At 52.2% G+C, this 25,618-nt stretch carries 23 protein-coding genes and 1 pseudogene; 14 read left to right on the top strand and 10 right to left on the bottom strand.

All coding sequences use genetic code 11. From position 1 onward, the window contains the following. The first annotated feature begins 100 nt into the window (after positions 1-100). The 3 genes from glsA (at position 101) to cobO (ending at position 3,476) form a co-directional block, all read left to right on the top strand. A complete protein-coding gene (glsA, locus tag C2U43_RS07625) occupies positions 101-1,102 on the top strand; it encodes a glutaminase A (protein WP_032942734.1) in 1,002 nt (333 codons plus the stop codon). Between the two features lie 109 nt (positions 1,103-1,211). Then, positions 1,212-2,864, top strand: a complete 1,653-nt coding sequence (locus C2U43_RS07620) for a class I fumarate hydratase (protein WP_103284900.1) — start codon at positions 1,212-1,214, stop codon at positions 2,862-2,864. Between the two features lie 9 nt (positions 2,865-2,873). After that, positions 2,874-3,476, top strand: coding sequence for a cob(I)yrinic acid a,c-diamide adenosyltransferase (cobO, locus tag C2U43_RS07615; RefSeq protein WP_003022939.1), 603 nt, complete (start codon positions 2,874-2,876; stop codon positions 3,474-3,476). 82 nt (positions 3,477-3,558) lie between these two features. On the opposite strand, the gene C2U43_RS07610 is transcribed toward cobO, so the two are convergent. Beyond that, the gene (locus tag C2U43_RS07610) at positions 3,559-4,461 is read right to left on the bottom strand and encodes a LysR substrate-binding domain-containing protein (protein ID WP_003022936.1); all 903 of its coding nucleotides are present in this window, start codon (positions 4,459-4,461) and stop codon (positions 3,559-3,561) included. Between the two features lie 405 nt (positions 4,462-4,866). Between C2U43_RS07610 and cobA the strand changes: the two genes are divergently transcribed. Then, positions 4,867-5,655, top strand: coding sequence for a uroporphyrinogen-III C-methyltransferase (gene cobA / locus C2U43_RS07605; protein ID WP_003831416.1), 789 nt, complete (start codon positions 4,867-4,869; stop codon positions 5,653-5,655). Here cobA and C2U43_RS07600 read toward each other — a convergent pair. Then, positions 5,634-6,527, bottom strand: coding sequence for a PocR ligand-binding domain-containing protein (locus tag C2U43_RS07600; protein ID WP_103284899.1), 894 nt, complete (start codon positions 6,525-6,527; stop codon positions 5,634-5,636). The genes cobA and C2U43_RS07600 overlap by 22 nt on opposite strands. Before the next feature lie 372 nt (positions 6,528-6,899). Between C2U43_RS07600 and otnK the strand changes: the two genes are divergently transcribed. From otnK to C2U43_RS07560, 8 genes are read left to right on the top strand one after another with little or no spacing between them, the layout of a single operon-like run. Beyond that, the gene (gene otnK, locus C2U43_RS07595; protein ID WP_103284898.1) at positions 6,900-8,156 is read left to right on the top strand and encodes a 3-oxo-tetronate kinase; all 1,257 of its coding nucleotides are present in this window, start codon (positions 6,900-6,902) and stop codon (positions 8,154-8,156) included. Then, a complete protein-coding gene (gene otnC, locus C2U43_RS07590) occupies positions 8,153-8,797 on the top strand; it encodes a 3-oxo-tetronate 4-phosphate decarboxylase (protein WP_103284897.1) in 645 nt (214 codons plus the stop codon). The genes otnK and otnC overlap by 4 nt, the downstream gene beginning before the upstream one ends. A gap of 6 nt (positions 8,798-8,803) precedes the next feature. Beyond that, positions 8,804-9,613 carry a DeoR/GlpR family DNA-binding transcription regulator gene (locus C2U43_RS07585; RefSeq protein ID WP_172313033.1) on the top strand — a complete coding sequence of 270 codons (810 nt, stop codon included), beginning with the start codon at positions 8,804-8,806 and terminating at the stop codon, positions 9,611-9,613. Continuing rightward, the gene (locus C2U43_RS07580) at positions 9,594-10,370 is read left to right on the top strand and encodes a hydroxypyruvate isomerase family protein (protein WP_103284896.1); all 777 of its coding nucleotides are present in this window, start codon (positions 9,594-9,596) and stop codon (positions 10,368-10,370) included. Before C2U43_RS07585 ends, C2U43_RS07580 begins: the two co-directional genes overlap by 20 nt. A 28-nt stretch (positions 10,371-10,398) precedes the next feature. After that, positions 10,399-11,211, top strand: a complete 813-nt coding sequence (locus C2U43_RS07575) for a 3-keto-5-aminohexanoate cleavage protein (RefSeq protein ID WP_008784143.1) — start codon at positions 10,399-10,401, stop codon at positions 11,209-11,211. Between the two features lie 21 nt (positions 11,212-11,232). Next, positions 11,233-12,579: a bile acid:sodium symporter family protein gene (locus tag C2U43_RS07570; protein WP_048235850.1), complete on the top strand. Its 1,347-nt coding sequence runs from the start codon at positions 11,233-11,235 to the stop codon at positions 12,577-12,579. A gap of 5 nt (positions 12,580-12,584) precedes the next feature. Next, entirely contained in the window at positions 12,585-13,004 is a 420-nt protein-coding gene (locus C2U43_RS07565; RefSeq protein ID WP_103284895.1) for a GlcG/HbpS family heme-binding protein, read from the top strand. Next, positions 13,001-13,654, top strand: a complete 654-nt coding sequence (locus tag C2U43_RS07560) for an aspartate/glutamate racemase family protein (protein WP_032942725.1) — start codon at positions 13,001-13,003, stop codon at positions 13,652-13,654. Before C2U43_RS07565 ends, C2U43_RS07560 begins: the two co-directional genes overlap by 4 nt. A 97-nt stretch (positions 13,655-13,751) precedes the next feature. Here the strand turns inward: C2U43_RS07560 and sucD are convergent, their stop codons facing one another. From sucD to sdhC, 8 genes are all read right to left on the bottom strand, one after another. Beyond that, positions 13,752-14,621 carry a succinate--CoA ligase subunit alpha gene (sucD, locus tag C2U43_RS07555; protein WP_003022929.1) on the bottom strand — a complete coding sequence of 290 codons (870 nt, stop codon included), beginning with the start codon at positions 14,619-14,621 and terminating at the stop codon, positions 13,752-13,754. After that, positions 14,621-15,787 carry an ADP-forming succinate--CoA ligase subunit beta gene (sucC, locus tag C2U43_RS07550; protein ID WP_003022927.1) on the bottom strand — a complete coding sequence of 389 codons (1,167 nt, stop codon included), beginning with the start codon at positions 15,785-15,787 and terminating at the stop codon, positions 14,621-14,623. Before sucC ends, sucD begins: the two co-directional genes overlap by 1 nt. A gap of 90 nt (positions 15,788-15,877) precedes the next feature. Beyond that, a complete protein-coding gene (gene odhB, locus C2U43_RS07545; protein WP_003022925.1) occupies positions 15,878-17,101 on the bottom strand; it encodes a 2-oxoglutarate dehydrogenase complex dihydrolipoyllysine-residue succinyltransferase in 1,224 nt (407 codons plus the stop codon). 14 nt (positions 17,102-17,115) lie between these two features. After that, positions 17,116-19,917, bottom strand: a complete 2,802-nt coding sequence (gene sucA, locus C2U43_RS07540; RefSeq protein ID WP_003831411.1) for a 2-oxoglutarate dehydrogenase E1 component — start codon at positions 19,915-19,917, stop codon at positions 17,116-17,118. 349 nt (positions 19,918-20,266) lie between these two features. Then, positions 20,267-20,983: a succinate dehydrogenase iron-sulfur subunit SdhB gene (sdhB, locus tag C2U43_RS07535; protein WP_003022921.1), complete on the bottom strand. Its 717-nt coding sequence runs from the start codon at positions 20,981-20,983 to the stop codon at positions 20,267-20,269. A gap of 15 nt (positions 20,984-20,998) precedes the next feature. Further along, complete coding sequence (gene sdhA / locus C2U43_RS07530) at positions 20,999-22,765, bottom strand: succinate dehydrogenase flavoprotein subunit (RefSeq protein ID WP_003831409.1); 1,767 nt, start codon at positions 22,763-22,765, stop codon at positions 20,999-21,001. Then, entirely contained in the window at positions 22,765-23,112 is a 348-nt protein-coding gene (gene sdhD, locus C2U43_RS07525; protein WP_003831408.1) for a succinate dehydrogenase membrane anchor subunit, read from the bottom strand. Before sdhD ends, sdhA begins: the two co-directional genes overlap by 1 nt. After that, positions 23,106-23,510 carry a succinate dehydrogenase cytochrome b556 subunit gene (gene sdhC / locus C2U43_RS07520; RefSeq protein ID WP_003831406.1) on the bottom strand — a complete coding sequence of 135 codons (405 nt, stop codon included), beginning with the start codon at positions 23,508-23,510 and terminating at the stop codon, positions 23,106-23,108. The genes sdhD and sdhC overlap by 7 nt, the downstream gene beginning before the upstream one ends. 383 nt (positions 23,511-23,893) lie before the next feature. Here sdhC and C2U43_RS29555 point away from each other — a divergent pair. Together C2U43_RS29555 and C2U43_RS07510 are read left to right on the top strand one after the other, a co-directional pair. Next, positions 23,894-24,004: pseudogene (locus C2U43_RS29555) on the top strand (hypothetical protein). A gap of 203 nt (positions 24,005-24,207) precedes the next feature. Next, positions 24,208-25,491, top strand: coding sequence for a citrate synthase (locus C2U43_RS07510; protein ID WP_003831404.1), 1,284 nt, complete (start codon positions 24,208-24,210; stop codon positions 25,489-25,491). The last annotated feature ends 127 nt before the right edge of the window (positions 25,492-25,618 follow it).

The following is a 25,618-nucleotide window of genomic DNA, read 5'->3' as shown; positions in this document are numbered from 1 at the left end:
CGCGCTTATCCGGCCTACATAACGTTTAACCATCCGTAGGCCGGATAAGGCGGTACGCCGCCATCCGGCACCAAGATGAGCACACCAACAGGAATGCATAATGAATAAAACAATTCTCGGCGTGAGTCTCTTTTCTTTCAGCGTCTTGTTTAGCGCAACCACATTCGCGCAAACCACGCCCGACTACGCCAAGCTGATAGAACAGGCTCATCAGAAGTACAAAAGTAACAACGATGGAAAAGTCGCCGACTACATCCCTGCTCTGGCGACCTATAGCCCGAAAAATTTTGCCATCACCATTGCGACGGTGGACGGCAAGATCTACCAGGTTGGCGATGTTAACAAACCTTTCCCAATGGAATCCCTGAGTAAAGTGTTCACCATGGCGCTTGCCATGGAGCAGCACGGTCCTCAGGTAGTGCTGGATAAACTTGGCGCCAATGCCACCGGAATGCCATTCAACTCAGGTTTAGCCGTTGAACTGACCAAAGGCGCGCCTGAAAACCCTCTGGTAAACGCCGGGGCCATGAGCACTGTTAGCCTGATCGAAGCCAAAGACAAAACCGATCGTTGGAACAAAATCCTCGACAACCTGAACGTCTGGGCCGATGCCACTCTCACCGTGAACGAACCGGTTTTCAAATCTGAAATGGAAACCAACCAGCACAATCAGGCGCTGGCCAAGCTGATGGAATCCTATAACAGCTTCTATGGCAACACTGACGAAGCCGTTGAAATTTATACCCGCCAGTGTTCGGTGGATATCACCGTTGAGCAACTGGCCAAAATGGGTGCCGTACTCGCGAACAAAGGCAAATCTCCGTTCAACGGTAAACAGTTGCTGAATGAGAAATATGTTCCGCAGGTGCTGGCAGAAATGGCAATTGCCGGGCTTTACGACGGTAGCGGTAAATGGCTGTACACCGTTGGCATCCCGGCGAAAAGCGGCGTCGGCGGCGGCATGGTTGCCGTTGTCCCAGGCGAATATGCGATTGCGGTCTATTCTCCACCGCTTGATGAAGCCGGAAACAGCGTTCGTGCCCAGAAAACTATCGAATATGTCGCCGAAGCGACAAAAGCCAATGTCTTTTTAGCCAAATAACTTTACGCCGGATGGCGCTTCGCTTATCCGACCTACACCAATGCGTTAATCGTAGGCCGGATAAGCGAAGCGCCATTCGGTAAACAACACGAAGAGGTGAGAAGTAAACATGTCTAAACCATTTGTCTGGCAGGAACTCTTTGTTCAGAGTAAGGATAGTACCGAGTATGAATTACTTAGTAACCAGCACGTTACGGTAACGGAGTTAGACGGAGAGGAAGTGATCAAGGTTGCACCGGAAGCGTTAACCTTGTTAGCACAGCAGGCGTTTTATGAGGCTTCATTTTTCCTGCGCGCCGGACATTTAAAACAGATTGCCAGCATTTTGCACGACCCACAGGCCAGCAGTAACGATAAGTACGTCGCATTGCAGCTGCTGCGCAATGCAGAGGTTTCAGCTAAAGGCGTACTGCCCAACTGCCAGGATACCGGGACGGCAACCATTGTGGCCAGCAAAGGACAACATGTCTGGACCGGCGGCGATGACGCAGAAGCATTAAGCAAAGGCGTGTATTCCACCTTTACCGAAAACAACCTGCGTTACTCGCAAAATGCCCCGCTGGATATGTATACCGAGGTCAATACCCAGACCAACCTGCCCGCACAAATCGATATTAGCGCCACCCCAGGTAACGAATACCGTTTCCTGTTCGTCAATAAAGGTGGCGGCTCAGCTAACAAAGCGGCGCTGTTCCAGGAAACCAAATCCATTCTACAGCCGGAAAAACTCACTGCGTTCCTGATCGAAAAAATGAAATCACTGGGTACAGCCGCTTGTCCGCCGTATCACATCGCTTTTGTGGTTGGGGGCTTATCCGCCGACCAGGCGCTGAAAGTCGCCAAACTGGCTTCAACCAAATATTACGATAATCTACCCACCAGCGGGAACGAGCTGGGCCAGGCGTTCCGTGATACGGCGCTGGAAGCCGAGTTGCTCAATGCCAGCCGCGAGTTTGGCATCGGGGCGCAGTTTGGCGGCAAATACTTTGCCCACGATATCCGCGCAATTCGATTACCGCGCCACGGCGGCTCCTGCCCAATCGCGATGGCCCTCTCCTGCTCTGCCGACCGTAACATTAAGGCCAAAATTAATAAACACGGTATCTGGCTGGAGAAACTCGAGCATAATCCGGGCAAATTCATTCCTGATTCTCACCGGATAGAAAACGGCGCTCAGACCGTACAACTGGATCTGAACCGTCCGCTGCGTGACATCCTGCATGATCTTTCCGCTCTGCCCATTGGTACACGCCTGTCGTTAAGCGGCCCGATTGTTGTCGCTCGCGATATCGCCCACGCGAACATCAAAGCGCGACTGGATAACGGCGAACCGATGCCGGAATACATGAAAAAGCATATCGTTTACTACGCAGGACCCGCCAAAACCCCGGAAAATCAGGCCTGTGGCTCGATGGGGCCCACCACCGGCGGGCGCATGGATGGGTATGTCGATGCTTTCCAGGCACAAGGCGGCAGCCTCATTATGCTCACCAAGGGTAACCGCAGCCAGCAGGTCACTGATGCCTGTCAGAAACACGGTGGATTTAGCCTCGGCAGCATTGGCGGTGCAGCAGCCCTGCTGGCGCAACAGTACGTGAAAAGCCTGCAGTGCCTTGAATATCCCGAACTGGGAATGGAAGCCGTATGGATGATGGAAGTTAAAAATATGCCGGCCTTCGTATTAGTGGATGACAAAGGCAATAACTTCTTTAGCCAGTTCGAGCAGCAGCATCGCTGCGCAACTTGTCCGGCAGGGCATTAAGGAGTTTCCATGGAAGCGCGCGCCAATAACGACAGACACCGTCAGCGTCAGCAGAAGCTGAAAGAGCAGGTTGATACCCGCGTAGCGGCGGCAACGGAGAAGAAAGGGATCCTCATTGTCTTCACCGGCAACGGAAAAGGAAAATCCACCGCAGCCTTTGGCACGGCAACGCGCGCAGTGGGTCACGGAAAAACCGTTGGCATCGCGCAGTTTATTAAAGGTCAGTGGGATAATGGCGAGTACAACACGCTGCAACCTCTCGGCGTCGAGTTCCATATTATGGGTACCGGATTTACCTGGGAAACCCAAAATCGGCAAGCAGATATCGAGGCGGCAACGGTTGTCTGGCAGGAAAGTAAGCGCATGCTGGCTGATGCGCATTACGATCTAGTGGTGCTGGATGAACTCACCTACATGCTTGCTTACCACTATCTGGATACCCAGGAGGTTATCAGCGCTATCGAAAATCGTCCTGCCGGTCAGAGCGTTATCGTCACAGGACGCGGATGCCATACGCTGTTACTGGAACTGGCCGATACGGTCAGTGAAATTCGCCCGGTCAAACACGCGTTTGACCGCGGTATTCAGGCACAGATTGGGATCGACTGGTAGCCGTTTTTTGGCCGGATAACGATGCAAACGCGTCTTATCCGGCCTACCCATCGTTGTAGGCCTGATAAGGCGCAAGCCACCTTCAGGCAGCCGATACCACGGACTTACTGAGCAACCAGTTACGGAAAATCTGTAAATGCTCGGATTCCGATTTCTCTTCACGCCACGTCATAATAAATCGATTCCCGGTACGCATTGGAACATCGCAAGGAATGACCATATCACCGCTGTCCAGATCGTGCTGAATGGCAAAACGTGGGAGCAGCGCAACGCCCAGATTAGAACGGACCGCCGCGATCAGCATCGATAACAAATCAAATCTCGGACCTTTATTCACCAGCGGACTGCTGACATCTGACAGCGCAAACCACTCCTGCCACCCTTTGATGCGCGTGCTTTGATGCAAGAGCGGAAATTCGTTTAGTAATTCGTTCACCGCCAGTTTTCGTTCCGGTTCGGCCAGCAAACAGCGACTGCAAACCGGCAGAATTTCCTCTTCAAACAGGTACTCAACCCCTGACCATGGCGAATAAAAGTCTTCGCGCATGATTGCCGCGTCATACTCTCGATTGAGAAAATCACCAATATTCGCCAGGGAATGAATGTTCACGATAATATCAGGATTAAGTTTGTTAAATTCACGCAGGTTTGGGATCAGCCAGTGCGTGCTGAACGTCGGATTCACCGCCAGCTCAATAACCTGTACCGTCGGCTGCCAGGTCATTATCGTCGTCGTATCTCGTTCAAGTTTATTTAACGTTTCTTTAACGATACTTAAATAGTGTTTGCCGGCCGCATTTAAGAAAATGCGTTTTTTGGCATGATTAAATAGCGCGGTATTGAGAAAATCCTCCAGTGCATTTACCTGGCGGAAAACAGCACTTTGTGTCAAAGCCAGCTCTTCAGCTGCCCGGGTATAACTTTCGTGACGCGCAACAACTTCAAAAGTTACCAGCAACTCCGTCTTGGGTATTTTTCCTCTCATAACCTCTTCCATATGCAGCGTACAAAAATAGTTTAATTTATAAAAAATAATTCAAGCTACCCAGATAAGCACCGAGAGTTATATTTTATTTCATCCATTAATGTCATTGATCCAATCCATGATTTACTCACACTGATGGCGGATAAATATTAACCAATAATACTCAAGAGCAGCAATAAACACAATTTAAATAAGGTTAAACCTAAGCAAATGGTGCCAATAAGTTCTTAATAATTTTTCAAGTTATCTTGTTTATTGCAGAAAAAACTTTGCGAGATTAATCAATATTATCAGTGCGATAATTTTGGATAATTTCACGTTATAACTTACGGGCAAACGACTGCTTTTTATCATTCCTTGATGTGGTTTCTGCCTTTTTTTGATCGATGTGATAAAGGACACAATGTGAAAACTTTCGGAAAGGTCTGGCTCGTTGGGGCAGGTCCCGGTGATATTTCATTACTTACCCTCAAAGCAATGATGTGCATTAAACAGGCTGATGTCATTATTTACGATCGGCTGGTCAATCCTAAAATTTTGGAATGGGCATTACCTGATTGTCTGCTTATCAATGTCGGCAAAAACCCAGGCTTCCATTGTGTACCGCAGGATGAAATCAATGCACTGCTTGTCCAGTATGCCCAAACACACAATAATATTGTGCGTTTGAAAGGCGGCGATCCGTATGTTTTTGGACGCGGGGCTGAAGAAGTTGAGGATCTCGTCGAGACAGGCATCCCGTTTGAAGTGGTGCCGGGTATTAGCTCAACCATTGGTGGCCTGACCTATGCCGGGATTCCGGTAACACACCGCGATTTCGCCTCGGGATTTCACGTGGTAACCGGTCATACGCGGGAGGGCAACCAACAGCAGGACTGGCGTCAGCTGGCCAAACTGAATGGTACGCTGGTTATCGTCATGGGTATCGCCAATCTGGCGTTTATCTGTGAGGAATTATTGATGGGTGGAAAATCAGCAGATACGCCTGCAGCGCTAATTATGTCCGCCACCCGCGATAACCAACGCCGACTGACCTGTACGCTCGGTTCACTACTGAGCAAGGCGCAGGAAGCTAACATCCTCCCCCCTGCGCTGATAGTGATTGGTGATGTGGTAACCCTGAGCGATCGGCTCTCTTTTATCCCTGAAGCCATCACGCTGCCAGAAAACCTTTACTGTGACAGTCTGGCATGACGAAAAGACTGGGGCGACGTTTGATGCGCCGCCCGGAAAACACGGCAAAAGTAACTGGTTTGTGCGTATTGGAGTTTCCGGGCAATGCTGTCTATTGAATGAACGGGATCGTGCAATAACTCCCCCGCTTTTTGCATTTTTTTCTGATTCACCCAGGTTTTAAAGTTAACGCCCTGCCGTTTCTTAAAAAAACGGCTGAAATAGTTTGCGCTTAAGCAAACGTGAGCTGCTACGGATTCCAGGGATAATTCACTATATAAATTCTCATCAATATAACGCAACGCTGCCAGAAGCTTTTTCTCGTGTCGGGAAGGCTCTGTAAAATAATGACGCATGTAACTGGTCGACGGGATAACAAACTCATCAGGTTGTTGCTGTTCTGTCTCAAAATTATCAACAATAAAATTTAATAAATTAGCTGATGCCACCAGCGTGTTATTATCGACTACCGCCACCTGACTCCATTCAGCTTTTATTTTTGGTTCATCCATCCATGAACATTCATTATCAATAACGATAGTTTTATATTCCTGATATTTTGCCCGCACCTGCCCACAGAGCATAAAACCGTACAGATGCCCATCGCGAATTAATGGCATAGAAAACAGACTTAGCCCTGCGTGGCAGCTGAGTATTCTGGGTTTAAGGTGTTTTAAACCTTCAAAAGCACAATATTTGTCACACTTTTGGCAACTCGTACAATAGAGTTCATCCGCCCGCATTAATGTGCAGAACGAATTAAAGTTATGGCAATCCGAGAGAGTTTTTCCGTTTACATCAACCACAACCGTGGCTAATCCAGTCGCACTGGAGAATACTTTTGCTATCGAGAAAAAACGTTGTAGATAATCATCCTGGATTTTCAACGACACGGTATCCTCCGGCATTAATGAAATTAAAGCCGGTAATATGCAGAATTTAATCAAGAGAAAGAATGATGCTCACCGCAAAAAATAATCTCATTTATGCAGATGATTATGATCAATTGGCAAGAGAGTTAAAGCAACCACGATAATACTCCGCTGCATGCTACTGACTTCGCTTTCTCAAAGATTAACGAATCTTCACACTCTCTTGTGAGACTCTTTTCGCAAAACAAAACATCTTTCTCCATTATTTTCAATAGATTACTCATTTTTACTGTGAATCAATGATGTGCTTATTTGTGATAATCATCATGTGAATGTGAAAGGCCCTCCTGAATAATATGTTCAATTAGCAAACAATCTGAACGGAGTTGATCCATGGCCGTCACCACAGGCGTTATCGCCGACGATTTCACCGGCGCAACGGACATTGCAAGCTTTATGGCGCAGCAGGGGTGGCGCGTTGCGCTACTGCCCGGAATGCCTGATACCACTCAATGCTGGAATGAAGAGGTTGACGCTATCGTCATCTCGCTGAAAAGCCGCTCATTACCCGCAGAACAGGCCATCGCACAATCTCTGTCCTGTGCCCGCTGGCTGAAACAAAAGGCAGGTATCCGCCAGATCTATTTTAAATATTGTTCGACGTTCGACTCCACGCCAACAGGCAACATTGGACCGGTCAGCGATGCGTTGATGAACGAGCTGCATACACCCGTGATCGTCCACTGCCCCGCCCTGCCGCAAAACGGGCGCACGGTGGTGCATGGTCATCTTTTTGTAAACGGCGTACTGCTTAACGAATCCGGGATGGAAAAGCATCCGCTTAATCCTATGACCGATGCCAGCCTGCCGCGCCTGCTGAGCGCGCAAACGCCAGGTAAGGTTGGTTGCATTAACCTCACGATACTGCGTCAAGGTGTGGAAGCGGTCACTAACGCTCTGGCCCAACTTCAGGCTGAAGGTATGCGTCACGTTATCGTCGATACGCTGGATGAAGCAGATCTCACCACGCTGGCGCAGGCACTCCATGCCAGCCCTCTGTTAGCCGGGGGCTCCGGGCTCGGTGGCGCACTGGCCGCCTGCACCGGAACTCAGCAAACCATGCCGCCGGACGCTTTTCCACTACCTGCTAAAACGGTGGTGTTCTCCGGTAGCTGTTCTGCAATGAGTAATCGTCAGGTCAATCGCTATAAGGCCGCAGCAGCCTCTCGTGTACTCGACGTGGCCCGCTGCCTGTCTGATTCAGAACGCTACACTGATGAACTGTGTGCCTGGGCGATGACGCATATCAACGACCCATTCGCGCCGATGATATACGCCACCCAGCCGCCAGACATACTCCAACGCATTCAACAAGAGTACGGCGAACAGGCTGCCAGCCAGGCGATCGAACACGCTTTTTCCCGACTGAGCGCAAAGCTACAAGTTGCAGGTGTAAACACCTTTATCGTCGCAGGCGGAGAAACATCCGGCACCGTGGTAGAGGCACTGCAGGTGAAGCGTCTGTCCGTTGGCAAAGCCATTGCGCCTGGCGTGCCGTGGGTATTTTCCTCCGGTCTGGCGCTGGCGCTGAAGTCAGGCAACTTTGGTGACGAAGATTTCTTTTTTACAGCCCAGGAGTACGCATTATGAATCCGGTGAGTGAACACCAACTACGCGAACTAATCGTCCACTATGGCCGTTCCTTGTTTATGCGTGGTTACAGCAGCGGCGGCTCCGGCAACCTCAGCGTCAAATTGCCGGATGGCGGCTATCTGGTGACCCCGACCAACTCCTGCCTGGGTGAGCTTGATCCTGCCACGCTAAGTAGGCTGGATGCCAACGGCGTGCATCTTAGCGGTGACAAACCGTCAAAAGAGGTACCCATGCATCTGGCGTGGTATCGGCATCGGCCATCCTGCGGCGCGGTTGTGCACCTGCATTCTCCATGGCTGACCGCGCTCTCCTGTCTGCCTTGCTCTACGCCAGAAAACTGTCTACCGCCACTAACGCCATACTATGTGATGCGCGTCGGACAGCTACCGCTGCTGCCTTATTTCAAGCCCGGCCATGAAGGCATTGCCAGCGCACTGAGTGAAATCGCGGCAGATCATACGGCTGCGTTGCTGGCCAATCACGGGCCGGTAGTAAGCGGTCGCTCGCTGCGTGAGGCGGTGTTTAACGCCGAGGAACTAGAAGACAGCGCCCGCATCTGGCTGACATTAAAACCGCTCGGCTATGTTCCGCTCTCAGAAGAGGCGGTGGCCGAACTTGAACATTCCCGGCAAGCGTGAGGTGACATGATGATCCCCGAGCAACGACGTGATTTTATCTACCGCTACGTGCACGAAAAAAATGCCGCCTCATTTAATGAACTGGCAGATCTGATGAGCGTGTCGCATATGACCGTACGTCGCGACATTCAGTTGCTGGAAGAAGAAGGCAAAGTTATCGCCATTAACGGCGGCGTGAAGCTCAATAACCTGCTGAAATCCGAACTGCCGTGGCGGGAAAAAGCCGAGTTGAATCATGATGTGAAGCGCAAAATGGGCCAGCTCGCCGCAATGCTCATTGAGCCCGGACAAACGCTGTATCTGGATGCCGGAACATCGTTGTTTGAAGTGGCGAAAGCGGTAGCCGCCAGCCACTGTTTCAATCTGACGGTCGTCACCAACGATTTTTCCATCAGCCACTATCTGATGGATATGCCACACATTACGCTCTATCACACCGGCGGTCTGGTGGATCAGCGTAACCGCTCATGTCTTGGCAAAAGCGCTGCCAGTTTTCTGCGCACCATTAATATTGATGTGGCGTTTCTCAGTTCATCGTCGTGGGATACCGAGCGCGGTATGTCGACGCCGAGTGAAGGGAAAGCCTCGGTCAAAGAAGCGGTGCTTACCGTCTCCCGGCGTCGGGTGCTGGTCTGTGACAGCAGTAAATTTGGCAAATACGGCATGTTCCACATCTGTGGGCTGGAGCAGTTAACCGACATTATTTCTGACAACCGGTTACCGGAAAATGCGCAGCAGACTATTGCCAGCCAGGGCGTTAAGCTGCATCTGGTTGATGGCCGGGAGGGTGCACGCCATGCTGAAGTTAGCGGCTAACCTCGACTGGTTATTTACTGATTTACCGATAGAGGGTCGATTTCAGGCGGCAAAAGCAGCCGGTTTTCGCGGCGTAGAAGGGCTGTTTCTCTGGCAGCACCCGCTGGAGCATTTGCGGGCCGCTCAGCGGGAAACATCTCTGCCGGTGGTGCTGATGAACGCCCCGGCTGGCAACTGGGCACAGGGTGAACGGGGACTCGCTGCATTGCCCGGTCGAAACCAGGAATTTCATCACAGCCTGAACGTGGCGCGAGATTACGCCACGGCACTGGGTTGTCGCCGGGTTCACGTTATGTCCGGCTTGCGCTGCAATCACCTGACGCTGCACGCCCAGCGCGACCTCCTGACGAATCGACTGCGCATCGCCTGCGATGTGATGGCAGACGCGGAAATCGATGTACTGATTGAACCATTAAATTCGCAGGATATGCCCGGTTATTTTATTGACAGTTTCCCGCTGGCTGAATCTATCATTCACGAGGTTGGTAAGAAGAATATCGGCTTACAGTTTGATATTTACCACTGTCAGAAAACTCATGGCAACGTGGCGAAAAATATCGAACGCTATTTTACCCTTATTAAACATTTTCAAATCGCTTCTGTTCCTTATCGCCATGAACCGGGAACCGGGGAGTTAAATGAAGCATGGCTATTTAATTTTATAAGAAAAATGAATTACCAGGACTGGATTGGCTGTGAATATCAACCATCAACATCAGGGCCGGAATCATTACGCTGGATAACGCCTTACCTATAATTTTAACATCTCTGTACCGGAGGAAAAAATGTCGGATACTGTTATTATTTCGCTGGCACCCGTTGCCGCAGATTGCCCCAGAGTTATACCCGAAGAACTGGCGCAGGAAATACTCGCCAGCGTAGAACATGGCGCCTCCATCGTCCATTTACACGTTCGCGATAAACAGGGACGCCTGACGCCAGATACTACCGACTTTCAGGCAACAATTGACCGCGTTATGCGCCATTCAAACCTGATTATTCAGGCTTCTACCGGCGGCGTCTCTTCGATGTCCATCGCCGAGCGCTGCGCGCCACTGGCCTGCCCCGGTGTGGAGATGGCCTCGCTGAACGTCGGTTCCGTTAACCTCGGTGATGCGGTGTATTTTAATCCCGGTCCGGACGTGGAATATTGTTCACGGCAAATAACTGAACGCAATATTATTCCAGAGTTTGAAGTTTTTGAAATCGGCATGATTAATAACATCCTGAACCTTGAAGATAAAATAAAATTTCAAAAACCTATGCTCTTTAATATTGTTCTCGGTCACCGCGGCAGTACGCCTGCAACCGTTGATGCATTAATTGCTCTGCGTAGCATGATCCCACGCGACGCCTTATGGGGAATTACTCATTTTGGCAGAAGGAATTTCGATATTATCGCTGCCGCGGTCGCTATGGGTGCCAGTGAAGTGCGAATCGGCTATGAAGATAGTTATTATTTAAGCGCCGAAGAAAAAGCTCAGCATAATTATCAGCAGGTAGCCAAACTCGCTACGCTCATTCGCAGTATGGATAAAAAAGTTGCTACGCCGGAAATTGCGCGGCGCATGTTATCTATTCCACCCCGGCAGCAATAACAACAGCAAGGACATTTCAACATGACTATGACCACTGTTATTCACAAAACCGGACTCGGCGTCAGCGTTGCGGGCGTGGCGCTGGCGATTATCGGCGCGCTCATCCAGTCCACGGCGCTGTGGCAGCCGGGGCTGGTGATGTTCACCGTCGGATTCGCCGCCGGTGCAGGCTACTGGCCTGGTTTACGCAGCTATCAGTTTACGCTGTGGATCATCGCCGGTTTTGTTGCCGCCATGACCTGGTCTACGGATCTGATCGTCTGGGGCGGTTTCAATATCACCCATAAATGGATCGTGTTCCTTGTGATTCAGGCCACCATGTTCAGCATGGGCACCAAGCTAACGATCCAGGATTTTATTGATGTCGCCAAAATGCCGTGGGCAGTTTTTATCGGTACCTTCTGCCATTTCGTGATCATGCCCCTGCTCGGCCTGAGCATTACCCTGATCTTTGATTTTCCGCCTGAAGTGGCGGTGGGCATTTTGTTGATTGGCGCTTGCCCCAGCGGTCTCTCGTCAACGGTGATGGTTTACATCGCCAACGCCAACCTCGCGCTGGCGGTATCAATCGCCGCAGTCTCAACGCTGGCGGCAACGGTAATGACACCGCTGTGGGTTAATCTGCTGGCGGGTTCGATGATTGATATCCAGCTCACCGCGATGGTGATGGACGTGGTGAAAATCGTATTAATTCCCATCGGCGCAGCAATTCTGCATGACTATCTGAAAACCTATGCAGGCGTGCGCGGACGCCGTGTTGTCCAGATGCTGGCCGGGATCGGCGCAATTTGGCTGCTGTATATGATTGCCGGCGGCTGGGACGCGCTGTTTGGTCATGCCAGCGCCGAAGCGCAGATGTACGCGGTGGTCCTCAACTTCGTAGCAGGCGGCCTCGTTTGGGCATTGTTCTACAACTGGCTGTATGGCCGCGTGGCGGGCGTGAAGAAGGTCATGCCAACCATCTCAATGATGGGGATCATTTTCTTTACCACCACCGCCGCCGCCGCCGGGCGCGACAACCTGGTGCAGGTCGGTTTCCTGCTCTGCTTCGCCATGTTGATGCATAACCTCGGCGGCTTCCTGATTGGTTATCTGATGAGCCGCTGGATCTTCCGCATGGACGTGCAGTCTGCCCGTACCGTGGCCTTTGAAGTCGGCCTGCAAAACGGCGGTATGGCGTCAGGGCTTGCCGCCGCGATGGGCAAACTGGCAACGGTAGGACTCGCCTCAGCGGTGATGACACCGCTGGGTAACGTTAGCGGCTCGCTGCTCGCCAACTACTGGCGCAAAAAAGACGCCAGACAGGCGCAGGCAGCAGCAGCCAAAGATCCCGTTCAACCCGCTTGCGAAAATCTGTCGAAAGGATAATCACGATGACAACTCTCACTCTGGGACAGGCCCTGCGCGCCGTAACCTGTGCGCTCGAACTCGCCGAAACACGTTATGCAAATCGCCCGTTAAGTGCGGCCGTATGCGATGCCAATGGAGAACTGCTTAGCTTTGCGCGGATGGATAACGCCAAACTGTTAACCATCGAGTTAACCCAGCGTAAAGCGCGCACCAGCAGCCGCCTGGGCTGCACCACGCAGGCATTTTTACAGCGTCTGCAAAAAGAGCAGCTGGATATTAGCTATTTTGCCGATCCGCGTTTTACGGCGCTGCCGGGCGGGATCCCTATTCTGCACCAGGGGAAATGCCTTGGAGCCGTCGCGGTGGGCGGTTTATCCGCGCAGGAAGATCATGATGCGGCGCTGTCCGTCGCAGAAATATTACTTAAGGAGATTGCCCAATGAAAAAGGTCGCCATGCTGCATACCAGTGCAGCCACCCTTGCAATGATGCAACAGCTGATCGCCGACATTATGCCGGAAGTGGAAGTGATGCATCTGGTCGAGGAGTCGATGATTAAACAGGTGATGAAAGCCGGAGGCGTATCACCAAATATTGCCGCCCGCATCGCCGACTATGTGCATATTGCTGAAAAGGCGGACTGCGATATCTTTATTACCGCCTGTTCTTCAATTGGTACTGCGGTGGAGCAATGCCAGTTTATGACTCCACTCCAGCTCGCGCGCATTGACTGCGCGATGGTGGAAGAGGCGATTGGAAAAGGCGAGCGGATCGCCGTGTTGGCAACTGTGGCAACCACGCTGAAGCCAACGCTGGATTACGTCCAGCGTAAAGTTCAGCAAAGCGGTAAATCACGAACCATTACGCCTGTATTAATGGAGGATGCATTCCACGCGCTGCTGGCGGGAGATATGGATACCCATGACCGTATCGTCAGTGAAGGGTTACAGAGCGCCTTTACCCAAGCGGATGTCGTGATGCTGGCGCAGGCTTCGATGGCGCGCGTTTTACAACAGCTCCCTTCCCCGCCGGTGCCGGTAATGACCTCACCGGAAAGCGGAATTCGCTGGTTGAAAACGCTGGCTGAACGCTAAATTCCCGGCAAAAAAAAGGCCATCATCAGATGGCCAACCATGTCGAAACGGGACCAGCCCTTGACTATGCAGAGAGTCAGGGCTGTTTTTTTATTTCTTACTTAATAACGGTTTTCAGCGCTTCGCCGATATCGGCCAGGCTACGAACAGTTTTCACGCCTGCGGCTTCCAGCGCAGCGAATTTCTCATCCGCTGTACCTTTCCCACCCGCGATGATCGCCCCCGCGTGACCCATACGCTTACCTTTCGGCGCAGTCACACCCGCGATGTAACCTACAACCGGCTTGGTTACATGATCTTTGATGTAAGCAGCCGCTTCTTCTTCCGCGCTACCGCCGATCTCACCGATCATGACGATCGCTTCAGTCTGCGGATCTTCCTGGAACAGCTTCAGGATGTCGATGAAGTTAGAGCCAGGGATCGGGTCGCCACCGATACCCACACAGGTAGACTGGCCGAAACCATAGTCGGTGGTCTGCTTAACCGCTTCATAGGTCAGGGTACCTGAACGGGAAACGATACCCACTTTACCCGGCTTGTGAATGTGGCCCGGCATGATACCGATTTTACATTCACCCGGAGTGATAACGCCTGGGCAGTTCGGGCCGATCATGCGTACGCCAGCTTCATCCAGCTTCACTTTCACGGTCAGCATATCCAGCGTTGGGATACCTTCGGTGATGGTGATGATAAGCTTGATGCCTGCATCGATTGCTTCCAGAATGGAATCTTTGCAGAACGGGGCCGGAACATAGATAACGGTGGCGGTTGCGCCGGTCGCTTCTACCGCTTCACGTACGGTGTTGAACACTGGCAGACCCAGATGCGTGGTGCCGCCTTTGCCCGGCGTAACGCCACCGACCATTTGCGTACCGTAAGCGATCGCTTGTTCGGAGTGGAATGTCCCCTGGCTACCGGTGAAGCCCTGGCAGATAACCTTGGTATCTTTATTAATTAAAACTGACATTATTTCCCCTCCACTGCGGCAACAACCTGCTGAGCTGCATCCGTCAGACTTTTCGCTGCAATAATATTCAGGCCGCTATCAGCCAGTTTTTTCGCGCCGAGTTCAGCGTTGTTACCTTCCAGACGTACCACAACCGGAACGTTTACACCTACTTCTGCTACCGCGCCGATGATACCGTCAGCGATCAGGTCGCAACGTACGATACCGCCGAAGATGTTAACCAGTACGGCTTTAACATTGTCATCAGAGAGGATAATTTTGAACGCTTCGGTTACACGCTCTTTGGTCGCACCGCCGCCAACGTCGAGGAAGTTAGCCGGTTCGCCGCCGTGCAGCTTAACGATGTCCATGGTGCCCATTGCCAGGCCCGCACCGTTAACCATACAACCGATGTTACCGTCCAGTGCGACGTAGTTCAGTTCCCACTGTGCAGCCTGCGCTTCACGCGGATCTTCCTGAGACTGGTCGCGCATTTCGCGCAGGTCAGCCTGGCGGAACAGTGCGTTGCCGTCAGCGCCCAGTTTGCCGTCGAGGCAGATCAGATCACCCTGTTTGGTCACCACCAGCGGGTTGATTTCGATCAGCGCCAGATCGCGCTCCAGGAAGATAGTCGCCAGACCCATGAAGATCTTGGTGAACTGCTGAACCTGTTTACCTTCCAGACCCAGTTTGAACGCCAGCTCACGGCCCTGGTAAGGCATCGGACCTGCCAGCGGATCGAGCGCCACTTTGTGGATCAGGTGCGGGGTTTCTTCCGCTACTTTTTCGATTTCCACGCCGCCTTCGGTAGAGGCCATGAAGACCACGCGACGGGAGCTACGGTCAACAACTGCGCCGAGGTAAAGTTCTTTACCAATGTCGGTCGCGGCTTCAACCAGAATCTGATTTACCGGTTGGCCATGAGCATCTGTCTGGTAAGTGACCAGACGTTTACCCAGCCAGTGTTCAGCAAAAGCGCGAATGTCTTCTTTGCTGTTTACCACCTTCACACCGCCCGCTTTACCACGGCCACCAGCGTGAACCTGACATTTCACTACCCACGGGCCAGCGCCGATTTTAGATGCAGCTTCTTCGGCTTCACGCGGAGTAGTACAGGCATAACCCACCGGTGCCGGTAAGCCATAGCGGGCAAAAAGTTGTTTTGCCTGATATTCATGTAAGTTCATGTGTTCTGTCCATCCTTCAGGTAATCGTTATCTTTTACCCGTAGGTCTGATAAGCGTCCAGACCTACGGGGCAGGTGATACTCTTATTAACTACACGTCCAGCAGCAGACGCGTTGGATCTTCCAGCAACTCTTTAATGGTTACCAGGAAGCCTACTGACTCACGACCATCGATCAGACGGTGGTCATAAGACAGCGCCAGATACATCATCGGCAGGATTTCAACCTTGCCGTCTACCGCCATCGGACGATCTTTGATGGCATGCATACCCAGGATGGCGCTCTGCGGTGGGTTGATGATCGGCGTGGACATCAGGGAACCGAACACACCACCGTTAGTGATGGTGAAGTTACCACCCGTCAGATCTTCGACCGTCAACTTGCCGTCGCGACCTTTAACTGCCAGTTCTTTAATATTCTTCTCAATGTCAGCCATACCCAGCAGATCCACATCACGCAGGACCGGCGTGACCAGGCCACGCGGCGTGGAGACCGCCATGCTGACATCAAAGTAGTTGTGGTAAACCACGTCATCGCCGTCGATGGACGCGTTCACTTCCGGATAGCGTTTCAGCGCTTCAACAACCGCTTTCACGTAGAAAGACATAAAGCCCAGACGGATACCGTGGCGTTTCTCGAACGCATCACCGTATTGCTTACGCAGGTCCATGATTGGCTTCATGTTGACTTCGTTGAACGTGGTCAGCATGGCGGTAGAATTTTTCGCTTCCAGCAGACGCTCGGCTACGCGTTTGCGCAGACGGGTCATCGGAACACGTTTTTCGCCACGCGCGCCCAGTTGAGCCTGCGGTGCAGGTGCTGCAGCCGGCGCTTTTGCTTCGGCTTTCGCAGCCGGAGCTTTCGCCAGATGTTTTTCAACATCTTCACGGGTGATACGACCGCCGACACCGGTGCCGTTGATAGCGCTGGCTTCGAGGTTATGCTCACCGAGCAGGCGACGGATCGCCGGGCTCAGGGCATCGTTGTTCTGCTCAGCAAGAGACGCCTGCTGGCGCTGTGCCGGAGTAGAATCTTTCTCTTCAGACTTAGCACTGGTTTCTTTACCGGTGCTGTTGCCTTCACGCAGGCGACCGAGGATCTGGCGAGAAGTGACGGTTGTCCCTTCATCTTCCAGAACCGCATCAAGAATACCGTCCGCTGATGCCGGTACTTCCAGTACCACTTTGTCAGTTTCGATTTCTACCAGTACTTCATCACGACGTACTGCATCGCCCGGTTTTTTGTGCCAGGTTGCAACCGTTGCATCCGCTACGGATTCAGGCAGGTCGGGAACAAGAATATCTACGCTACTCATTATTTATCCTTTATTTAATCGACGTTCAGCGCGTCATTTACCAGATCTTGTTGCTGCTTCTGGTGAACGGACATATACCCTACTGCCGGAGAGGCAGAGGCCGGGCGACCTGCATAACGCAGAGCTGACCCAAATGGAATTACTTCACGGAAATGATGCTGGCTGCAGTACCATGCGCCCTGGTTGAGCGGCTCTTCCTGGCACCAGACAAAATCATGTACGTGAGCAAATGGTTTCAGCGCTTCCTGCACCGCTTTATGCGGGAACGGATAGAGCTGTTCGATGCGCACAATGGCGACATCTTTTTGGTCGTTCTTGCGGCGTTGCTCCAGCAGGTCGTAATAAACCTTACCAGAACACATCACGACGCGCTTCACGCCTTTAGGATCAAGTTCATCTACTTCGCCAATGGCTGGCAGGAAAGTACCATTTGCCAGTTCGTCCAGAGTAGACACCGCCAGCGGATGACGCAGCAGCGACTTCGGTGACATCACCACCAGCGGACGACGCATACCGCGCAGCGCCTGACGACGCAGCATGTGATAAACCTGCGCCGGGGTAGACGGGACGCAAACCTGCATGTTTTGCTCAGCGCAAAGTTGCAGATAACGTTCCAGACGCGCGGAGGAGTGCTCCGGACCCTGACCTTCATAGCCGTGCGGCAGCAGCATAACCAGACCACACATACGGCCCCATTTCTGCTCGCCGGAAGAGATGAACTGGTCGATAACGACCTGTGCACCGTTAGCGAAGTCACCGAACTGTGCTTCCCAGATGGTTAGCGTGCGCGGTTCTGCTGTGGCATAACCGTACTCGAACGCCAGCACGGCTTCTTCAGACAGCACGGAGTCCCATACGCGGAAGGTGCCTTGTCCGTTATGCACATGCTGCAGCGGCGTGTAGGTTGAACCGTTCGCCTGGTTATGAATCACCGCGTGACGGTGGAAGAAGGTTCCGCGACCGGAGTCTTCACCCGACAGACGGACCGGAATGCCTTCGTCAACCAGCGTGGCGTAAGCCAGATTCTCTGCACCACCCCAGTCAAACAGCTTCTCGCCTGCGGCCATGGCCTGGCGGTCGCCGTAAATCTTGGCAACACGCGACTGCATTTCAACCGCTTCAGGTACGGTGCTGATGCGTTTTGCCAGCTCCTGCAGACGCTTCATCTCAACTTTGTTCGGGTAGTTTTCATCCCATTCGTGGTTGAGGTACGGCGACCAGGTGAAGGAGTGCATGTTCATTGGACGCCACTCTTTCACTACGCATTCGCCAGCATCCAGCGCGTCACGGTACAGATTGACCATCTCGGTCGCATCTTCCAGCGTGGCGACCTTGTCCGCTTCCAGCTTATCAGCGTAGATTTTGCGCGGGGTCGGGTGCTTTTTGATTTTCTGATACATCAGCGGCTGGGTTGCGCTCGGCTCGTCGGCTTCGTTGTGGCCGTGACGGCGGTAGCACACCAGATCGATGAAGACATCGCGTTTAAAGGTATTACGGAAATCCAGCGCCAGGCGGGTCACGAAAGCGACCGCTTCCGGGTCATCCGCGTTCACGTGGAAAATCGGCGCCTGAACCATCTTACCGATGTCGGTACAGTACGGTGTAGAACGCGCATCCAGCGGGTTAGACGTAGTGAAGCCCACCTGGTTGTTGATAACGATGCGAACGGTACCGCCCACTTCGTAACCACGCGCTTTCGACATGTTCAGGGTTTCCTGAACCACGCCCTGCCCGGTAACTGCCGCATCACCGTGAATGGTGATTGGCAGGACTTTATTGCTGCTCGGCTCGTCCAGACGATCCAGACGTGCACGTACAGAACCGATAACCACCGGGCTAACGATTTCCAGGTGCGACGGGTTAAACGCCAGCGCCAGGTGCACCAGGCCGCCTTCGGTTTCGATATCTGATGAGAAGCCCATGTGGTACTTCACGTCACCTGTGCCGAGATGTTCTTTATGTTTGCCCGCAAATTCGTCGAACAGTTCCTGCGGGCGTTTGCCCAGTACGTTAACCAGAACGTTCAGACGACCACGGTGCGCCATGCCCAGTACCACTTCACGGGTACCGCTGTTACCGGCGTGGCGGATCATCTCTTTGAGCATTGGGATTAACGCATCGCCGCCTTCCAGCGAGAAGCGTTTCGCGCCCGGGAACTTAGCGCCCAGGTAGCGTTCCAGACCTTCTGCTGCGGTCAGTTCACTGAGGAAGCGTTTCTTCTCTTCGCTACTGAATGCGGCACGGCCAGACTCGATACGCTGCTGAAGCCAACGTTTTTCTTCGGTGCTGGTGATGTGCATATACTCGGCGCCAATTGGGCCGCAGTAGGTTTGTTTCAGCGCAACAACCAGGTCGCTCAGCTTCATCGTGTCTTTGCCGCCGGCAAAAGAACCTACGTTAAAGCTTTCCTGGAAATCCGCATCGGTCAGATCGTGGAAAGACGGGTCCAGATCGGCCACATTTTCTTGCTGCCACAGTCCCAGCGGATCAAGATTCGCATGCTGATGACCGCGAAAACGATAGGCGTTAATGAGCTGCAGGACTTTAACCTGCTTCACATTGGCATCAGGGTCGGAAATAGAAGAAGAGTAACGTGGGGTAATCAACGCCTGTCGACGGAAATAATCACGTGTTTTTGAGTGAAGTTGATCCGGTTTGACTCCGGTACCAGGTAACTGCTGGAACGTCGAACGCCAGTTAGCATCTACCGAGTCAGGGTCGGTTAAGAAGTCTTCATAGAGCTGTTCTATCCAGCTCTGGTTAGAACCAGAGAGGTAAGAAGAGTCCAACCAGGCTTTCAAAGCGCTGTTCTGCATCGTGATCCCTTAAGCATTTGTATGCTTACTTCGCCGTGGATACTACCACGCACACCGATGTGCGTGCCGGGGTTCACTTGTTGCGGACTGTCGTGTCATCTGCGTCCGCTAAGGAACCTTTAAAAACTGTCTAATAATGTGGCAGTTTTTAGAGGTTTCCTGCACTTAAATTGCCTGATGGCGCTTCGCTAATCAGGCCTACAAGGTACGTAACCCGTAGGCCGGATAAGACGCTACGTCGCATCCGGCAACCATTGCCTGATGGCGCTTCGCCTATCAGACCTACAAGGTACATAACCCGTAGGCCGGATAAGACGCTACGTCGCCATCCGGCAACCACTACAACTACTTACGCACTACGTTTGAGCAACATCGACTTAATATGGCCGATGGCGCGCGTCGGGTTCAGTCCTTTCGGACATACGCTGACGCAGTTCATGATGCTATGGCAGCGGAATACGCTGAAAGCGTCACTTAAACCTTCCAGGCGGCTGTCGGTCTCGGTATCGCGGCTATCAATTAAGAAGCGATACGCTGCCAGCAGGCCTGCCGGGCCAATAAATTTGTCCGGGTTCCACCAGAATGATGGGCAGGACGTTGAGCAGCATGCACACAAAATACATTCATACAGCCCATCGAGCTTCTCACGCTGCTCTGGCATTTGTAAATGCTCACGAGCTGGCGGATTTTTCCCATTATTCAACAAGTAAGGCTTAATCTTCTCATACTGTGCGTAGAATTGCCCCATGTCTACCACCAAATCGCGCACAACCGGTAAACCCGGCAGCGGGCGAATGACAATTTTTTTGCCCGGCTGATTCAGCGCAGAAATAGGAGTGATACAGGCCAGTCCATTTTTGCCGTTCATGTTCAGACCGTCGGAGCCACAAACCCCTTCACGGCAGGAGCGACGAAACGACAGCGACGGATCTTTTTCTTTCAGCTGCATCAATGCATCCAGCAGCATCATGTCGCGCCCTTCTTCCGCCTCCAGGGTGTAATCCTGCATGCGCGGAGCGTCGTCAACATCCGGGTTATAGCGATAAACTGAAAACTCGAGTTTCATTGTCCTGTCTCCGCATTAATAAGTACGAATCTTCGGCGGGAATGCCGGGCGCAGCTTCGGTTCCATATTGACTTGACGTCGCGTCATGGATTCCGACTCTGGCAGGTACAGGGAATGGCACAGCCAGTTTTCATCATCACGTTCCGGGAAGTCGAAGCGGCTATGCGCGCCACGGCTTTCGGTACGGAAGTTTGCAGATACTGCAGTGGCGTACGCGGTCTCCATCAGGTTATCCAACTCCAGACACTCAACGCGCTGGGTGTTGAACTCGCTGGAGGTATCGTCCAGACGGGCATTTTTCAGGCGTTCGCGGATCGCTTTCAGCTCTTCCAGACCTTTCGCCATCGCATCGCCTTCGCGGAATACCGAGAAGTTATGCTGCATACATTCTTGCAGCGCTTTGCGAATCGCCACCGGGTCTTCACCGTTACGGTTACCGTTCCAGCGGTTCAGACGCGCCAGAGAAGCGTCGATTTCATCTTCGGTCGCATCCAGCAGGTCACCCTGCTCAGCGATGGACTCCTGCAGGTGCAGACCAACCGCACGACCAAATACTACCAGGTCCAGCAGCGAGTTACCGCCCAAACGGTTGGCGCCGTGAACCGATACGCAGGCGATTTCGCCGACGGCAAACAGCCCAGGGATCACCACATCTTCGCCCTGCTCATTCACGGTCAGCGCCTGGCCAGTTACTTTGGTCGGAATACCGCCCATCATATAGTGGCAGGTTGGGATAACCGGAATCGGCTCTTTGACCGGGTCAACGTGAGCAAAGGTACGGGACAGTTCGAGAATACCCGGCAGACGGGATTCCAGTACTTCTTTACCCAGGTGGTCGAGTTTCAGTTTGGCGTGCGGACCCCACGGGCCGTCGCAGCCGCGACCTTCGCGAATTTCGATCATGATGGAGCGCGCCACCACGTCACGACCCGCCAGGTCTTTCGCATTCGGGGCATAACGCTCCATGAAGCGCTCACCGTGTTTGTTCAGCAGGTAGCCACCTTCACCACGGCAGCCTTCTGTTACCAGAACGCCTGCACCGGCGATACCGGTTGGGTGGAACTGCCACATCTCCATATCCTGCACCGGCACGCCAGCACGGATAGCCATACCAACACCGTCACCGGTATTGATGTGGGCATTAGTAGTGGACTGATAAATACGGCCAGCACCGCCGGTGGCCAGCACGGTCGCGCGGGCTTTGAAGTAAACCACTTCACCGGTTTCGATACACAGCGCGGTGCAACCGACAACTGCGCCATCGGCGTTTTTCACCAAGTCCAGCGCATACCACTCGGAGAAGATGGTGGTATGGTTTTTCAGGTTCTGCTGATACAGCGTGTGCAACAGCGCATGACCGGTACGGTCGGCCGCTGCCGCAGTACGAGCCGCCTGCTCGCCGCCGAAGTTCTTCGACTGGCCGCCAAACGGACGTTGATAAATTGTGCCATTGTCGAGGCGAGAGAACGGCAGCCCCATGTGGTCCAACTCCAGAATCGCTTCCGGACCGGTTTTACACATATATTCAATAGCGTCCTGGTCACCAATGTAGTCCGACCCTTTAACGGTGTCGTACATGTGCCATTCCCAGTTATCTTCATGAGTATTACCGAGCGCAACGGTGATGCCACCCTGCGCGGATACGGTATGGGAACGGGTTGGGAACACTTTGGAGAGCAGCGCACAGGTCTGACCGCTCTGGGAAATTTGCAGCGCCGCGCGCATACCTGCGCCGCCGGCACCAATCACAACAGCATCAAATTCTCTGACTGGCAGTTTCATTACACACCCCACACCACAACAAATCCATAAATGACGTAAACCACCAGCGCAACGACGATAGCCAGTTGCAGAATCAGGCGCACAGCCAGAGGTTTAACGTAGTCGGTCAACACCTGCCACATGCCAATCCAGGCATGAATCAAGATGGAGAAAAGTGCCAGCAGGGTGAAGACTTTGGTGAATGCCGATGAGAAGAAACCGGTCCAGACTTCATACGTCAGCTCGCCGCTGGTGGCGAAGAAACCGACCATATAGATGATGTATAACGTCAGAACGATAGCGGTAGCACGGACCAGAATGAAGTCATGTACGCCGTTGCGTCCTAATGCGGAGGCGTTGCTTACCATACGAGGACTCCTGCGAGAAGTGAAAGCACGACAATGATAACGAAACAAATTTTGGCGGAGCGTGTCCCTGCTTCGAGGGTTTCTTCGATATAGCCAAAATCCATCAACAGATGGCGAATGCCCATTACGGCGTGATATGCCAGCGCAATCAGGATCCCCCACAGAATTAACTCCACAAAGAAGTTATTCATAATGGATGACGCGGTGAGGAAACCTTCAGGGGAGGAAAGGCTGGTACCCAATAACCACAACAGAATCCCGACCGCCACAAAGGTGATCACTCCGGATACGCGATGGAGAATGGACGCTATCGCCGTGATTGGGAACCGGATCGTTTGCAGATCCAGATTGACAGGTCTTTGTTTTTTCACATTTCTTATCATGAATAACGCCCACATGCTGTTCTTATTATTCCCTTTAGACTTCGGGTACAGAAGATGAAGACACCTGTAGCCTGAAAGACGACGGGATTTCCTTCCTCCGGTCTGCGTGCGGGTCAGACAGCGTCCTTACTATAACTACGCGTCATATAAAACACTGCTTCCAGATGCTAAAACGACACGTTACAACGCTGGTTGGCTCGGGATTGCAGGGTATTCCGGAGACCTGGCGGCAGTATAGGACGTTCACAAAATCATTACAATTAACCTACATATAGTTTGTCGGGTTTTATCCCGAACAGTGACATAGGTCACGATAACAACATTATTTTAATTTTTAATCATCTGATTTGACAATCATTAAACAAAGTTGTTACAAACGACACCAGAAAAAGCATATAATGCGTAAAAGTTATGGGGTCACTCTTTCACCGGAGATTTAGTTATGTAACAGTGTGGAAGTATTGACCAATACCTTCAGGACAGTTATTAGTGATAGACAGGTTAAATAATTCGGATTGCTAAGTTCTTGATTTGCAGTTTATTCGCCATGAAAAGACCGTTTTACCTGCAAGCGCCCATAGCTCTGTACCCAGGTCATCCCCTCTTTCGCAGAGCGGCGAGCCAAATAACAAACTGGTAACGGTTTATTGATGCACGAAGGCAAATTTAAGTTCCGGCAGTCTTAAGCAATAAGGCGCTAAGGAGACCGTAAATGGCTGATACTAAAGCAAAACTCACTCTAAATGGTGACGCTGCTATTGAACTGGATGTGCTGAAAGGTACGCTCGGTCAAGATGTTATTGATATTCGTAGCCTTGGCTCAAAAGGGATGTTTACTTTTGACCCAGGTTTCACCTCTACCGCATCCTGCGAATCCAAAATTACTTTCATCGACGGTGACGAAGGTGTTTTGCTGCATCGCGGCTTCCCGATTGACCAACTGGCGACCGAGTCCAACTATCTGGAAGTGTGTTATATCCTGCTGTACGGCGAAAAACCGACGCAGGAAGAGTACGACGAGTTCAAAACCACAGTCACTCGCCATACCATGATCCACGAGCAGATCACCCGTCTGTTCCACGGTTTCCGCCGCGACTCTCACCCGATGGCCGTTATGTGCGGTGTAACCGGAGCACTGGCAGCGTTCTATCATGACTCGCTGGATGTAAACAACGCGCGTCACCGTGAAATCGCCGCCTTCCGCCTGCTGTCCAAAATGCCAACCATGGCAGCGATGTGCTACAAATATTCCATCGGGCAGCCGTTCGTGTACCCACGTAACGATCTCTCCTACGCCGGTAACTTCCTGAACATGATGTTCTCTACGCCGTGCGAAAAATACGAAGTGAATCCGATTCTGGAACGCGCAATGGACCGTATCTTAATCCTGCACGCTGACCACGAACAGAACGCCTCAACCTCTACCGTACGTACCGCGGGCTCTTCTGGCGCTAACCCGTTTGCCTGCATCGCGGCAGGTATTGCTTCCCTGTGGGGACCGGCACACGGCGGCGCAAACGAAGCTGCGCTGAAAATGCTGGAAGAAATCAGCTCTGTTAAACACATTCCGGAATTTGTTCGCCGCGCGAAAGACAAGAATGATTCCTTCCGCCTGATGGGCTTTGGTCACCGTGTTTATAAAAACTATGACCCGCGCGCTACCGTCATGCGTGAAACCTGCCATGAAGTACTGAAAGAACTGGGCACCAAAGATGATCTGCTGGAAGTGGCGATGGAACTTGAGCACATTGCGCTCAACGACCCGTACTTCATCGAGAAGAAACTCTACCCGAACGTAGACTTCTACTCCGGCATCATCCTGAAAGCGATGGGTATTCCGTCCTCCATGTTCACCGTGATCTTCGCCATGGCACGTACCGTTGGCTGGATTGCACACTGGAACGAAATGCACACCGACGGCATGAAAATCGCGCGTCCGCGTCAGCTGTACACCGGCTACGACAAGCGCGATTTTAAGTCTGATATTAAGCGTTAATTGTTCAGGCCACCGGATAATTCCGGTGGCTTTTTTCAGTTCCCGTCTTGTTCATTGCATTCACCTCTTCAATATTACTTTCTCTCGTTTACTCGCCCTTTAATATATTTAATTGAGCGCAACCCCT

The sequence above is a fragment of the Citrobacter freundii complex sp. CFNIH9 genome (genome assembly GCF_002903305.1).
GTDB classification, from domain to species: Bacteria; Pseudomonadota; Gammaproteobacteria; order Enterobacterales; family Enterobacteriaceae; genus Citrobacter; species Citrobacter portucalensis.
The sequence above is the reverse complement of the archived record's forward strand: the minus strand, read 5'-3'. Positions and strand labels throughout refer to the sequence as shown.

Bases quoted from the DNA above. Each gene is read 5' to 3' on its own strand.
- C2U43_RS07580 (WP_103284896.1), top strand. From the start codon at position 9,594: ATGCTGAAGTTAGCGGCTAACCTCGACTGGTTATTTACTGATTTACCG.
- C2U43_RS07570 (WP_048235850.1), top strand. From the start codon at position 11,233: ATGACTATGACCACTGTTATTCACAAAACCGGACTCGGCGTCAGCGTT.
- odhB (WP_003022925.1), bottom strand. From the start codon at position 17,101: ATGAGTAGCGTAGATATTCTTGTTCCCGACCTGCCTGAATCCGTAGCG.
- otnK (WP_103284898.1), top strand. From the start codon at position 6,900: ATGGCCGTCACCACAGGCGTTATCGCCGACGATTTCACCGGCGCAACG.
- sucC (WP_003022927.1), bottom strand. From the start codon at position 15,787: ATGAACTTACATGAATATCAGGCAAAACAACTTTTTGCCCGCTATGGC.
- C2U43_RS07610 (WP_003022936.1), bottom strand. From the start codon at position 4,461: ATGAGAGGAAAAATACCCAAGACGGAGTTGCTGGTAACTTTTGAAGTT.
- C2U43_RS07585 (WP_172313033.1), top strand. From the start codon at position 8,804: ATGATGATCCCCGAGCAACGACGTGATTTTATCTACCGCTACGTGCAC.
- C2U43_RS07620 (WP_103284900.1), top strand. From the start codon at position 1,212: ATGTCTAAACCATTTGTCTGGCAGGAACTCTTTGTTCAGAGTAAGGAT.
- cobO (WP_003022939.1), top strand. From the start codon at position 2,874: ATGGAAGCGCGCGCCAATAACGACAGACACCGTCAGCGTCAGCAGAAG.
- C2U43_RS07575 (WP_008784143.1), top strand. From the start codon at position 10,399: ATGTCGGATACTGTTATTATTTCGCTGGCACCCGTTGCCGCAGATTGC.
- sdhA (WP_003831409.1), bottom strand. From the start codon at position 22,765: ATGAAACTGCCAGTCAGAGAATTTGATGCTGTTGTGATTGGTGCCGGC.
- C2U43_RS07560 (WP_032942725.1), top strand. From the start codon at position 13,001: ATGAAAAAGGTCGCCATGCTGCATACCAGTGCAGCCACCCTTGCAATG.
- glsA (WP_032942734.1), top strand. From the start codon at position 101: ATGAATAAAACAATTCTCGGCGTGAGTCTCTTTTCTTTCAGCGTCTTG.
- C2U43_RS07565 (WP_103284895.1), top strand. From the start codon at position 12,585: ATGACAACTCTCACTCTGGGACAGGCCCTGCGCGCCGTAACCTGTGCG.
- sdhB (WP_003022921.1), bottom strand. From the start codon at position 20,983: ATGAAACTCGAGTTTTCAGTTTATCGCTATAACCCGGATGTTGACGAC.
- sucD (WP_003022929.1), bottom strand. From the start codon at position 14,621: ATGTCAGTTTTAATTAATAAAGATACCAAGGTTATCTGCCAGGGCTTC.
- sdhC (WP_003831406.1), bottom strand. From the start codon at position 23,510: ATGTGGGCGTTATTCATGATAAGAAATGTGAAAAAACAAAGACCTGTC.
- sucA (WP_003831411.1), bottom strand. From the start codon at position 19,917: ATGCAGAACAGCGCTTTGAAAGCCTGGTTGGACTCTTCTTACCTCTCT.
- sdhD (WP_003831408.1), bottom strand. From the start codon at position 23,112: ATGGTAAGCAACGCCTCCGCATTAGGACGCAACGGCGTACATGACTTC.
- C2U43_RS07510 (WP_003831404.1), top strand. From the start codon at position 24,208: ATGGCTGATACTAAAGCAAAACTCACTCTAAATGGTGACGCTGCTATT.
- otnC (WP_103284897.1), top strand. From the start codon at position 8,153: ATGAATCCGGTGAGTGAACACCAACTACGCGAACTAATCGTCCACTAT.